Genomic DNA, 13529 nt, shown 5'->3' on the forward strand with positions numbered 1-13529 from the left:
TTTTTATAGAAGTTATAGAAATCAGAAATTTGCTTAGATGAAAGCTTTTATAAATATTCATCGATTGAGTAAGCTAAGTTATAGTTTTCCCAGTATTCTTCATGAAAGATAGAATATACAAAATCATTACGCTCCTCTACATCAATTAATAAAAACCGATTTTCTAGAAAGACAGATACAAAATTATCGACATATTCATCTGGTTTTTTATATACTTTCCAAAATAACTCCTTCATTTCTCTTTGAAGATAAATAGAGATTTCCTCATCAACACTTGTTTTCCGTAATTCCCTCAATTTCTTTATCATCTCAGTCGATGACGAATCTTGGTTTTGAATTTTTTTATGAATCACTTCAGCATTTAGCCTAAAAACATTATAAGCAACACTTATATTCAGTTTTAGTAAATAGATATAAATAATGACTACTATTCCTGAACTTGCTTGCCAAATATATTCAAGATAATTTGTCTGATGAATAAAATTACTTAAAACAGGCATTGCAACTGTAAGGAATAAAAGGATATGGAAAAATTTTGCCCGAGTGAATCTTGACCAAATTGATTTATCTAGCATGAATTTAGTCTTGCTTACTCCTAGATAATAAGCCTTATCATTTTCCGTTAAAAATTGAAGAAAACCAACGTATATACCATACAGGCTAAATACTCCAATTTCAAAACTAATTAACTCAACGATATTGGTATTTTGAAACGAAACTGTGGGCACTTTGAAAAACTCTTGAACATAGACTAATGTTATCAGCAATAAAAGCAAGACAACTTCACTTATATCTCGAATATGAATTCTAATTTTATATTCGAGATAATCCTTAAAATTAATGTACCTCAATATAATATTTCGAACTAGAGGTATGGTTAATCCAACAATTCTTAATCCCCACAAAATATCCGATATAGAATAAAACAGTAATATAATGATAAGAGCAATATCTAAATTTTGCATTGATGTAAAACTTAAATTACTTGATTGTTTACACAACAAATACAAATAACCAATTACTATCACTATGTCCAGTTTTCTCCACCCATTAATAAACGAATTAATAGAGAATAGAAATAAGAAAATCCCGATTAAAATAAACATATACCCTCCGAGATAAGTTTTCTCTCTTCAAATTATACCAAAAAAACACGGTTCATCACCGTGTTTCTATGTTTATTTCACCAACTTCTTCATCTCATCAATACGCGCTACAGTCGCATCGTACTTCGCTTGGTAGTCGGCTTGTTTGTCGCGTTCTTTTTGGACGACTTCTGGTTTGGCATTGGCTACGAAGCGTTCGTTAGAGAGTTTCTTGCCGACCATATCCAGTTCTTTTTGCCATTTAGCCAGTTCCTTGTCGAGACGAGCTAGTTCTTCTTCGACATTGAGGAGGTCTGCCAGCGGCAAGTAGATTTCTGCTCCAGTGATGACGCTTGACATAGCGAGTTCAGGTGCAGGGATATTTGATGCGATTTCAAGGTGTTCTGGATTTGTGAAGCGTTTGATGTAGTTGACATTGCTGTTAAAGAAGGCTTCCAAGTTGCTGTCGCTAGTCTTAACAAGGATGGTGATAGGCTTGCTTGGTGCTACGTTTACTTCAGCACGCGCATTACGAACGGCACGGATTAAGTCTTTGAGACTTTCCACACCAGTGTGAGCAGCAAGATCTTCAAAGGCTGGGTTGACAGTTGGGTATTCTGCTGTCACGATAGAGCCTTCTGAGATTTGTCCAAAGATTTCTTCTGTCACGAATGGCATGATTGGGTGGAGGAGACGAAGGATCTTGTCCAAAGTGTATAGGAGAACAGAACGTGTGATGACTTTCTCTTCTTCGTTATCGCTATAAAGGACTTCCTTGGTCAACTCAACGTACCAGTCCGCAAACTCATCCCAGATGAAGTTGTAGAGGATGTGTCCAGCCACACCAAACTCAAACTTGTCAAAGTTTTCAGTAACTTTGCCGATCGTTTCATTGAGATTGTGAAGAATCCAGCGGTCTGTGACATTTCCAGCTTCCTCGTTGGCAACTTTTTCCACATTGGCAGTTGCTTGCTCAAGGGTCAAGCCTTCATTGTTCATGAGGATGTAGCGAGAGATGTTCCAGATTTTGTTAATGAAGTTCCATGAAGCATCCATTTTCTCGTAAGAGAAGCGCACGTCTTGGCCTGGTGCAGAACCGTTTGAAAGGAACCAACGAAGGGCATCGGCACCGTATTTCTCGATAACATCCATTGGGTCAATCCCGTTACCGAGAGATTTAGACATCTTACGTCCTTGCTCATCACGAATGAGACCGTGGATAAGGACGTTTTGGAATGGCTGACGGCCAGTGAATTCCAAGGATTGGAAGATCATACGAGACACCCAGAAGAAGATGATGTCGTAACCTGTTACCAAGGTTGAAGTTGGGAAGTAGCGTTTGAAGTCTGCTGAGTCGACATCAGGCCAGCCCATTGTTGAGAATGGCCAAAGGGCAGAGCTAAACCAAGTATCCAAAACGTCTTCGTCCTGAGTCCATCCCTCACCTTCTGGAGCTTCTTCACCGACGTACATTTCACCCTCGGCATTGTACCAAGCAGGGATTTGGTGGCCCCACCAGAGCTGACGAGAGATAACCCAGTCGTGGACATTTTCCATCCATTGGAGGAAGGTATCGTTGAAACGAGGTGGGTAGAATTCTACCTTGTCCTCTGTGTCTTGGTTGGCAATGGCATTTTTCGCCAATTGGTCCATCTTCACGAACCATTGCGTAGACAAGCGTGGCTCAACCACAACGCCTGTACGCTCTGAGTGACCAACGCTATGGACACGTTTTTCGATTTTAACGAGGGCACCAATTTCTTCCAACTTAGCAACGACTGCCTTACGAGCTTCAAAGCGGTCCATGCCTGCAAATTCGAAGGTTAGATCGTTCATAGTTCCGTCGTCGTTCATGACGTTGACTTGTGGCAAGTTGTGACGTTGACCAACCAAGAAGTCGTTTGGATCGTGGGCAGGTGTGATTTTCACGACACCAGTACCAAACTCAGGATCTGCGTGTTCGTCAGCAACGATTGGGATTAATTTATTAGCAATTGGAAGGATAACATTTTTACCAATCAAGTCCTTGTAGCGTGGGTCTTCTGGATTGACCGCAACAGCAACGTCCCCAAACATGGTCTCAGGACGAGTTGTCGCAACTTCAAGGGCGCGTGAGCCATCTTCCAGCATGTAGTTCATGTGGTAGAAAGCACCTTCGACATCCTTATGGATCACCTCGATATCAGACAGTGCTGTGCGAGCTGCTGGGTCCCAGTTGATGATAAACTCACCACGGTAGATCCAGCCTTTCTTGTAGAGGTCCACAAAGACCTTGCGAACGGCTTTTGACAAACCTTCATCAAGAGTGAAACGCTCACGAGAGTAGTCTACAGAGAGTCCCATCTTGCCCCATTGTTCCTTGATAGTAGTGGCATATTCGTCTTTCCATTCCCAGACTTTCTCTAGGAATTTTTCACGACCCAGGTCGTAACGGCTAATACCCTCACCGCGCAAGCGCTCCTCAACCTTAGCCTGAGTCGCAATCCCCGCGTGGTCCATCCCTGGCAGCCAAAGCGTATCAAAGCCTTGCATCCGTTTTTGACGGATGATAATATCCTGCAAGGTTGTGTCCCAAGCGTGACCAAGGTGGAGTTTCCCAGTTACGTTTGGTGGTGGAATAACGATAGAATATGGCTTAGCCTTTTGATCGCCCGAAGGCTTGAAAACATCGGCATCAAGCCATTTTTGGTAACGACCAGCCTCAACCTCGGCTGGATTGTATTTAGGTGAAAGTTCTTTAGACATGTGTGTGTCCTTTCTATAAATATAATCTAATTAAAATATCTATTTGAAGCCTCTATATAATATCTCCGTATTAAATATACAATTAATTTACTTAGCCCATAAGCAACAGCTATAGAAATCAGCAACATAGCAGATGAAACCAAAACTCCTGATGCAAAATTTGAAGACGATTGGCTATCAAATAAAGAGATAAGAAAAATTTTCAATTCATTTATTTGTTCTATTTTTTCATTTTTTATTAATTGTTTCGTTGATATAGAGGATATTATGTTAAATATAAACAATGTATTAAAACTCATCATTTGCAGCCAGTAAAGATGTTTCTTCATAAAAGGGGTAGGAGATTTTGAATAACCTTTTGGTATTATACTATTCACTTCTCCTATAAAAGTTGGCAAAAGCATGGGTAAAAACCATGTTAAGATGCCAATTAAATCACTTTCAATCTGATCTAAAAGAATCAAAAAAATCGACAACAAACCAATCAAAGCCCAATTCGATAAGACTTTTTCTTTATCTTCTCCGCCTCTATCAATCCCTTCGCAAACAATTGTCCAAAAATAAACAGTAAAAGACATAAGCATTAAGTAAACCAAGGCTCTACTATCATTAAGAGAGCTGATTCGAAAAAACATAGATATGTATAAGCATATCGACATAATTGATACACCATATGCTTTAACATTCGAATTCCAAAATACTCTTCCTGATTGTTTGTGAATTCCATTTTGTTTTTTATAAAACCAAACTGATAAATATCCTCGAAAGGCAGGCAACAATATGAATAATACAGACATAGATAAAATAATAAAAATCCATTCTATGGTAACATAGGTTATTGGTAACTCATTTAAAAAATTATCAATCGTATTCTTATTATCTCGTATAATATATTTCAAAAAATAACATAGAAGAAGAAAAAAAGTATCAAATAGATTGAAGACTACAAGTGCACTCCTACTTCTTTGAAGATAAGTTTTAAAGCCTGTAAATCTTTGTTCAAATATTAAAACATAGGTTATAAGCAAGAATAACTGGCCAAAAATAGAAACAATTAGTAAATTTTTGAAATATATGGCTAATATAGTAGCTATAATGATTAATAATATGAACACAGCCCAATAAATTATTTTAGGTTTCAAATTAATTGGCAATTTATTTAACCTAATGCCATACCCTAATATTAGGATCCCTATCAAGCCTTCTATTATCCAAATCGGAGATACAGGTAAATAATTATCTGGAACTAAAGATATAAAAAAAACAATAGGTACTAAAAGCAATAAAGAAATTAATAATAAGATTGGAACTAAAGCTATGAAATATGAAAGTATTTTTTTCATTTCATTTCTTCACCTCCCACTCACTCTTCAGCAAGCCATATATCAAACTGTCACAGCGATTCCCTTGGGCATCTTTGCGGTCTCTTATGCGAGCTTCTAAGGTAAAGCCAAGTTTCTCTGCGACTCGTTGACTTTGGACATTGTAGCCAAAACAAGTCAGCTCAATCTTGTGAAGACCAAGTTCTTTAAAAGCTAAATCAATCAAGGTACTCGCAGCTTCTGGAACATAACCTAGACCCCAATAGTCTGGATGTAAGGTATAGCCAATTTCTAAGACATCGTCTTCGTGGCGATGGTTGAAATCAACAGAACCAATGACCTTATCGGTTCCTTTAACGACAATACCGTATCCCGCTGGGAGATTTTCCTTTTCATTGCGCTCAGGAAGGATATGCTCTAGATAATAAATCTCATCTTCCAAGGTCTTGACGGGGTGAAATGCTGCTGGATAAGCGACCTCTGGCAATCTAGCGTAGGCATGGATATCCTCGGCATCAGCCACTGTTCGGACTCGTAAAAGAAGACGTTCTGTTTCGATTCTTTCAGGTAATGTTGCTCTTGTCATCCTTCTCCCTCGCTTTCTACAAAAAATCGCCCCTGCCATCAACCTGACAGGGACGAATGTGCTTATCCGCGGTACCACCCAACTTCGGGCAGTTGCCCGCAACTCTTGTCTTTAAAACAAAAAGACTTTTTATTTCAATTTTTCATCCATCAGCAACTAGTTTTGACACATTTGTGGACTTCTCAGCGCCGCCACTTTCTGTAAAATGTGGGATTCAAAACACCTCTAATGGCTCTATTGTAGCAAGTTTTTCTCGGAAATGCAAGGCTCAAGAAAGATTACTTGAAGCTGATTCCGTGTTCTTTTAATTTCTTGATAGTAGCAGGGCCAATTCCTTTCAAAGCAAGGAGTTCTTTCTCCGTCCAGTTTTTAAAGTCAGCAGCCGACTTGATCCCTTCATCATAGAAAGTCTTAGCACGATCTACTGAGAGGCCACCCAAAGTCGCTGCGAAATCTTCTACAGAATTGGCTACTTTTTGAGCTTGTTCCTTGGTTGCTTCTACTGCTTGTTCCACTTTTTTAGAGACAACTTTTCCTGCTTCGCTGGCAGATTTTTCTGCATGTTTCACGACTTTCTTGGTCTCTTCAACAACCTTAGTCACAGTATTTGAAAAGGCACCTGAGCGACGAAGACTATTTCGCAATTGTTTTTTACGTTGGAGTTTCTTTGACATGATAAAATCCTTTCAATAAAAAATCCCTGCTCTGACAAGGATTTAATAAAGATATTCTATCAAGATTTTGGGAAAAAATCAAGAAAGTATCACTATTTTAATAATTTCGCTCGCCAAACAAGCCTTCTGGCAAATCATGGAATCCCTTGCCTGCCTTGAAGTTTTCAAACTTACCAAGCAAGAACTGGTAGGCATCCAAGCGGCTTTCGTAGCGAATCATGGCATCTTTGGCACGCTCGTCTTGGTCTTCTTCGTAGACTTTTTGACTTTCCTTGTGCGCCATGTCGTTGATCATGATCTGGGTATTGACCCAGGCTTCAAATTCCTTCATAAATTCCTGTTCGTAACTCATTGGTTCTCCTTATTCTAATCCACGGAAATAATCCGTATCAATCTCACGGTAGGGCTGGATATCCTGAACATACTCTAGCACGCCTTGGAATTCCCCGTTTTCATCGTGTACCGCAGCATAGGTGATGTGGACAAACTTGCCTCGTGACTCTGACTTGAACCACATTTCATACTTGTCCTTGACCCCTTCACGAAGACCTTTCATAACAGCCTTCACCTTGTCTAGATACTTAGGCGGATGACAGAGTTCAACATTGCGCCCAACTTGGGACGGCGTCCGTTTGAAAATCATCTCATCAGCTGGCGCATTGTCATTGTAATACTGGAAAATATCGTCTTTATTGACAAAGGTAATCTCCATGGGGAGGTGATTGAGGATGAGGTTGGCCTGCTCGACGGAGAGATAGCCATTGCCAAATACCTGTTGACTATGGCGGTCCAGCACTGCTTCCTTTTCCTTAGGGGTAAAGGTAATAGTAAACTGACCTTCGGGTGTATCGATAACTTGCTGAACATGACCTTCTGCTGTGTCTAGTTGCACGGGCTCTTCTGCACTCTTTTCCTCAACGAAACTCTGACGTTCTGGCACCCATTTCTCGGACGGACGAATGATGGCATAGCCATAGGCATCGCTCTCCTCCGCAATCTGAATCCAGTCATCCTGGGTGAAAGACTCAAGGAGAATCATGAGGAGGATGGACTCTTCCTTGAAAATCATACTTTCAAACTCTGTCGCAAAAGCTTCGAAAGTTTCCTTTACACTGTTAATCGACACTTCTGGTAGTGACTTGGCTGTCGCTAGAGCTGTCTGAAAGAGTTCCCTGATCTGATCATCCACTCCCCACATGACTTTAGGAGGTGAATCGTGACCATAACGCTCCATGATGGGGAAAAAGAGCTCTTCCTTGCGCTGGTAGTGGACATCAAATTGTCCCAAAAGTCCCATTTGACGAACCAAACCCTTGCGCATCTCTGCCAGCATTTCCTCGTCTTCCATAGACTCATAGGTATCTAACAACCTCCGAATGCGAATCAAGGCTGCACGGAGAGCCAAATTTTCATCCTTGAAGACGCGAACTGGGTGGCCAGGGTGTTCGGTATCCTCCACTTCGACGCCCTTAACAGCGTTTTTAAAAAGATTGGCATGGACATCACAGAGTTCCATGACATCTTCAAAAGTGACTCCTGAGTCTGAGTTCATCAGCTCGTGCTCCATGAGGGAAATCTCAATGGCTGAAACACCCGTAAAGGTCGCATCAAAACGCTCCTGAACCGACTCAGGAGAGGCACCATTATGCAATTCTAACAAAATATCCCGTAGGATATGAATCCGTTCATCTGCCATTAGTCTAATCCAATCACTTCATAGCCGTTCGCTTCTAGCGTGCGGACAATCTTGTCCATAGGAGTTCCTTCGAGCTTAGAACCCTGTTTGAGCGATACTTTGCGACCGACTGTATTGCGCATCAAGGGATTAGCAAGTGGTTTAAAACCCAGCTCCACTAGGATTTCCAAGACTTCTGGATGCTTGTCCACCACTTCTGCAACGGGAATTGATACATCGATGATATTGTCCATGACGACCTCCATGTATGTTCTAAAATGATTTTACTGCTTATATTATACCATAAGGACGATTAGCATACACAAAAAAAGAGGGTTGCCCCCTCTTTCTTAGTTTTTATCCAGATTGCGTAGCATCTCGTCAATCTTGTTTCCATATTCGATGGATTCGTCTTTGACGAAGGTCAAATCTGGGATTTTGTACAATTTCAAATTGCGACCAAGTTCACGTTTGATGGTACCAGTTGCTTTTTCAAGCCCGATTTGAGCTTTTTGGTTATCCGAAGCAAGGTTACTCAAAATGGTGTAGTAAACCTTGGCAACAGACAAGTCACCTAGCATCTGAACATCTGTAATGGTCACACCTTGGACACGCGGATCACGGACTTTCTTTTGCAAAATCTCATTGACTTCACGCTTGATTTCCATGCCCACACGATCCGTACGAAAATGATTTGCCATGATATTCCTTTCTCTACTTTGAACCAAAAGCTAGGCCAGCAGACCTAGCTATTTCTGTTAGATAGAGGAACTAGAGCCATTTGAATCTAGAAAACAAGCCTTAGATAGAACTAAGGGTTCATCAAGGCGCTGTTGACGACGAGTCAAATTGGCTATCGTTTCTCTATTATCGTTTGATTTCTTCCATGACATAAGCCTCAATCACATCATCCATCTTGATATCATTGTAGCCCTCAATCATCAATCCACCTTCACGACCGTTCGTAACTTCTTTAACGTCGTCTTTATAGTGTTTCAAGCTTGCGAGTTCACCGTCATAGATAACAACACCGTCACGGATGACACGGACTTTAGAGTCACGGGTAACTTTACCACTCGTAACCATGAATCCACCGATAGTTCCCACTTTAGACACCTTGAAGGTTTCACGGATGATTGCTTCACCGATGATTTTTTCTTCAAATTCAGGATCGAGCATCCCTTTCATGGCTTCTTCCATCTCTTCGATAACCTTGTAAATAATGCTGTGGAGACGGATTTCTACATCGTCAGCTTCTGCTTGCTGACGAGCTTGTGGTGTAGGACGTACGTTGAAACCAACGATAAAGGCATTTGAAGCTTCCGCAAGAGTCACGTCAGATTCATTGATGGCACCGACCGCTGAGTGAACGATAGTAACTTTTACTCCTTCTACATCGATCTTTTGAAGTGAGGCAGAAAGGGCTTCAACCGAACCTTGTACGTCGGCCTTGATGATAACGTTGACTGACTTGAGCTCACCAGCTTTAAGTGTATCAAAGAGGTTTTCAAGGCTAACACGTTGGGTAGCTTGACGTTGTTTCATAAGGGCACGTTTGGCACGCTCTTCACCTGCTGCACGCGCAGATTTTTCATCTTCGTAAACGGCAAAGTGGTCACCCGCCATCGGTGCTTCGTTCAATCCTGTGATAGAAACCGGCGTTGATGGGCCTGCGACCTTGACACGACGACCAAGGTCATTGGTCATGGCACGGACACGACCGAAGGTATTTCCGACAACGATAGGGTCTTGCACATTCAGAGTACCTTGTTGCACAAGAAGAGTTGCGACCGCACCTTTCCCTTTATCCAAGCGAGCTTCGATAACCGTACCGATAGCACGAACTGTTGGGTCTGCCTTGAGTTCTTGGATTTCAGCCACAAGAAGGACTGTTTCCAAGAGTTCATCGATATTTTGGTTGAATTTAGCTGAGATTTCAACAAATTCAGAATCTCCACCCCAAGCTGTTGACATAACCCCATGCTCTGCCAATTCACCGATAACACGTTCTGGGTTGGCACCTGGTTTATCAATCTTGTTGATAGCTACGATAATTGGAACGTTGGCCGCTTTTGAGTGGTTGATGGCTTCGATAGTCTGAGGCATAACCCCGTCGTCGGCCGCTACAACCAAGATAGTAATATCGGTAACAGATGCACCACGCGCACGCATAGATGTAAAGGCCGCGTGTCCTGGTGTATCAAGGAAGGTAATCTTCTTGCCATTTTCCACGATTTGGTAGGCACCGATATGCTGAGTGATACCACCTGCTTCACCTGTCGCAACACGAGAGTTACGAAGGGTATCCAAGAGGGTTGTTTTACCATGGTCAACGTGTCCCATGATGGTTACAACTGGTGGACGCTCAACCAATTCATCTTCATTAAGATAACCATCTTCGACAAAGAAACGTTCGATGTCGGCATTATCCACTTCAACCTTTTGTTTGGCTTCGATACCGTAATCCACCATGAGGAGTTCGATGGTTTCTCCATCCAAGGATTGGTTTTGTGTGGCCATCACACCCATCATAAAGAGTTTCTTAACGATTTCTGCTGGTTCACGTTTGATACGTTTTGCGATTTCCGCAACAGTCATACCATCTGTATATTCAAATTCTGTTGGCAATTCGTGGAACTTACGCTCTGTAACAGGTTTTGGAGTCTGGTTACGGTTGTTTTGCTTGTTGCCTTTTTTATTTTTCTTATTGTTATTCCAGTTACTATTTCTTTGATTTCTCACTTGATTCTGACTACTTCGATTCTTTTGTTGTTTTCTAGGACCATCTTCTTCGTGATCATAATCGTCACGTTCTTTGTCTGGTCGAGCTTGTTTTTTACGACGTGTATCCACTGGCGCTTCTTTCGCTACAGGAGCTACTGTTACCGCTGGCTGCGTTTGTTCAGCTAGCTTAGCAGCTTCTTCAAAGATTTCCTCAGGTTCCTTGCGTTTATTAGCTTGAGCCAAGGCTTCTTTGGCAGCTTGCGATTGTTTGAAGCGCTCCTCGCTTGAGCGTGCGTACTCTGCATTTTGCTCTGCTTTTAGGGCTGCTGCACGGGCTTTAAAGTCAACACGTGGTCCAGCTTGCTTGGGCTGGAAGTCTTGTTGCTGACGGCGATCATTGCCACGATTCCCTTGACCTTGTGGTTTTTTCCCTTGGTCGTTAAATCGGCGATTGTCGCGGTTCCCTTGACCAGGTTTGACACCATTACGACCGTCATTTTTCTGACGGTTGCCGTTTTGTTGTTGGTCACGGTTGTTGCCCTTGTTTTGTTTGCGTCGCTCTGCCTGCTCTTTGGCACGTGCCTCACGCTCCGCCTTGAAGTTTCGACTCTGTGGTCTTGCAGCCACTACTTTTTCTTCCTTAGGAGCTGCAGGTGCAGCTGGTTTGCTTTCTTCCTTTGCGGCAGCTGGTTTAGCTGACGCAGGCTTTTCTGCTTTCTTTTCTACACTTGCTTTTGCTGCTACAGGTTTTGCTTCTGCCTTAGGAGCAGGTGCAGGCTTAAAGCTAGCTGCGATTTGTTCAGCAGCAGCAGCTTCCACGCTCGATGAGTGGCTTTTCACATCCAAGCCCAACTCTTTTGCACGCGCTACAACTTCTTTACTTTCTTTTCCAAGTTCTTTTGCGATTTCGTACAATCTTTTCTTAGACAAATCATGTCCTCCTCTTCTATTCCATAAGAGACCTCATTTTCTTTGTAAATCCAGCATCTGTCACAGCCAAAACCTTTCTCGATTTTCCGACTGCTATGCTTAATTCCAGTGTTGAAAACACGGTTATAACTTCTATTTGATAATAGTCACTTTTATCTTGAATCTTCTTGGTCAGATTGGGACCAGCATCATGGGCTAGAAAGACTAGCTTGGCTTTCTGGTCTTGGATAGCCTTGACCACCAATTCCTCACCCGATATGATCCGGCCTGCTCGTTGAGCAAGTCCCAAGAGATTGCTTATCTTTTGCTTATTCAAGTCCTAACTCTCTTCTTTTCACTTTGTGATCAACATAAGCGATCAACTCGTCATAAAAGCTTTCTTCCACTTCCATGTTAAAGCTGCGGTTAAAGACTTTCTTCTTTTTGGCCTCTAGGGCCTCTGCATTGTCTAGCTTGATATAAGCGCCTCGGCCATTGGCCTTGCCTGTCGGATCGATAAAGACTTGCCCTTCTTTGTTCTTGACAATGCGGAGCAAATCACGCTTATCAATCACTTCGTTGGATACAACAGACTTGCGCAAAGGGATTTTTCTTGTTTTCATCTTTCCCTCCTCTAGCAGCTTTTATTCTTCAGTTGATTCGTCTGTGTCAGCGTAATCCACTTGACCTGCTTCTTCCATAGCTTCAAATTCACTTGCAGACTTGATATCGATACGGTAACCCGTCAAGTGAGCTGCCAAGCGAACGTTTTGTCCACGACGACCAATGGCAAGAGAAAGCTTGTTATCAGGCACAACGACCAAGGCACGTTTGCTGTCGTTTTCATCAAAGATAACTTGGTCAACCTCTGCAGGTGCGATAGCATTGTAGATAAATTCAGCTGGATCTGCTACCCACTCGATAACGTCGATGTTTTCTTCAACAGGAATCATGCGGTCGCTCTTAGCATCGTAGCGAGCTGGATGGAACTTGCTAGTGATTTTCTTGATATTAGCACCACCACGTCCAACGATTGTCCCGATAGCGTCCACGTTTGGATTGTGGCTACGAACAGCAACCTTAGTACGGTCACCAGCTTCGCGGGCTACGCTCATGATTTCGACAGTTCCATCGTAAACTTCTGGAATTTCTTGCTCCATCAAGCGTTTGATCATTTCTGGATGGCTACGACTAACAAAGACGTTGACACCACGAGGGTTGTCTTCAACCTTGTAGACATAAACTTCGATACGATCGTGGGAAGCAAAGACTTCTCCAGGGATTTGGTCCTGTTTTGACAATTGGGCTTCGATGCTGCCAAGGTTGACGTAAATAAAGCGGTTGTCAAATCGTTCTACTGTACCAGACATGATTTCTTGCTCATGTTCTTTGTAAGTATTGTAAGTGATGGCACGTGTTTGCTTGCGCATTTTTTCCATGATGGTTTGTTTAGCAGATTGGGCTGCTACACGACCAAACTCAGCTGGTGCTTCTTCAAACTTGATTTTGTCACCAAGCTCATAGGCTGAATTAATGGCAAGGGCATCTTTCAAGCTAATTTCCAAACGGCTATCAAATACTTCATCAACAACTTCACGAACAGTATAGACGGTAAAGTCACCTGTCTTTTCATTGAAGTCAATGGCTACGCTATCAGATTGACCATAGCGTCTGCGATAAGCGGAACGAAGCGACTCTACTACTGCGTCGATGATGTCTTCTTTTTTGATTCCCTTGTCTTCTTCCAAAATGCGGAAGGCCTCTAGCATTTCTTTACTCATGTTCTTTTTACTTTTGAATCCTCAAAAG

13 protein-coding genes are annotated in these 13529 nt (G+C 42.1%); all 13 read right to left on the reverse strand.

From position 1 onward, the window contains the following. Window positions 1-47: 47 nt before the first annotated feature. Window positions 48-1028 carry a hypothetical protein gene (locus tag EJF26_RS05275; RefSeq protein ID WP_143888988.1) on the reverse strand — a complete coding sequence of 327 codons (981 nt, stop codon included), beginning with the start codon at window positions 1026-1028 and terminating at the stop codon, window positions 48-50. Window positions 1029-1178: 150 nt separating this feature from the next. Then, window positions 1179-3830 (reverse strand): valine--tRNA ligase, encoded by a 2652-nt coding sequence (locus EJF26_RS05280; protein ID WP_000032152.1) that lies wholly within the window; start codon window positions 3828-3830, stop codon window positions 1179-1181. 26 nt (window positions 3831-3856) lie between these two features. Continuing rightward, entirely contained in the window at window positions 3857-5173 is a 1317-nt protein-coding gene (locus tag EJF26_RS05285) for a hypothetical protein (protein ID WP_000722921.1), read from the reverse strand. Between the two features lies 1 nt (window position 5174). After that, complete coding sequence (locus tag EJF26_RS05290; protein WP_000196236.1) at window positions 5175-5738, reverse strand: GNAT family N-acetyltransferase; 564 nt, start codon at window positions 5736-5738, stop codon at window positions 5175-5177. A 278-nt stretch (window positions 5739-6016) separates the two neighbouring features. Then, complete coding sequence (locus tag EJF26_RS05295; RefSeq protein ID WP_000038697.1) at window positions 6017-6412, reverse strand: helix-hairpin-helix domain-containing protein; 396 nt, start codon at window positions 6410-6412, stop codon at window positions 6017-6019. 97 nt (window positions 6413-6509) lie between these two features. Further along, window positions 6510-6764, reverse strand: a complete 255-nt coding sequence (locus tag EJF26_RS05300) for a DUF1912 family protein (RefSeq protein ID WP_000119707.1) — start codon at window positions 6762-6764, stop codon at window positions 6510-6512. Between the two features lie 9 nt (window positions 6765-6773). Next, a complete protein-coding gene (locus EJF26_RS05305; protein WP_000752869.1) occupies window positions 6774-8108 on the reverse strand; it encodes a DUF438 domain-containing protein in 1335 nt (444 codons plus the stop codon). After that, on the reverse strand, window positions 8108-8341 hold the full coding sequence (locus tag EJF26_RS05310; protein WP_000368739.1) for a DUF1858 domain-containing protein: 234 nt from the start codon (window positions 8339-8341) through the stop codon (window positions 8108-8110). The genes EJF26_RS05305 and EJF26_RS05310 overlap by 1 nt, the downstream gene beginning before the upstream one ends. A 96-nt stretch (window positions 8342-8437) precedes the next feature. Further along, entirely contained in the window at window positions 8438-8788 is a 351-nt protein-coding gene (gene rbfA, locus EJF26_RS05315; RefSeq protein WP_001273601.1) for a 30S ribosome-binding factor RbfA, read from the reverse strand. Window positions 8789-8954: 166 nt separating this feature from the next. Then, entirely contained in the window at window positions 8955-11741 is a 2787-nt protein-coding gene (gene infB, locus EJF26_RS05320; protein WP_000039174.1) for a translation initiation factor IF-2, read from the reverse strand. Window positions 11742-11757: 16 nt separating this feature from the next. Continuing rightward, complete coding sequence (locus EJF26_RS05325; protein ID WP_001041394.1) at window positions 11758-12057, reverse strand: YlxQ-related RNA-binding protein; 300 nt, start codon at window positions 12055-12057, stop codon at window positions 11758-11760. Continuing rightward, window positions 12050-12343, reverse strand: coding sequence for an RNase P modulator RnpM (gene rnpM, locus EJF26_RS05330; protein WP_000857560.1), 294 nt, complete (start codon window positions 12341-12343; stop codon window positions 12050-12052). Before rnpM ends, EJF26_RS05325 begins: the two co-directional genes overlap by 8 nt. Window positions 12344-12364: 21 nt before the next feature. Continuing rightward, complete coding sequence (nusA, locus tag EJF26_RS05335; RefSeq protein WP_000032279.1) at window positions 12365-13501, reverse strand: transcription termination factor NusA; 1137 nt, start codon at window positions 13499-13501, stop codon at window positions 12365-12367. Between the last annotated feature and the right edge of the window lie 28 nt (window positions 13502-13529).

The sequence above is a fragment of the Streptococcus oralis subsp. dentisani genome (assembly GCF_007475365.1).
GTDB classification, from domain to species: Bacteria; Bacillota; Bacilli; order Lactobacillales; family Streptococcaceae; genus Streptococcus; species Streptococcus mitis_AX.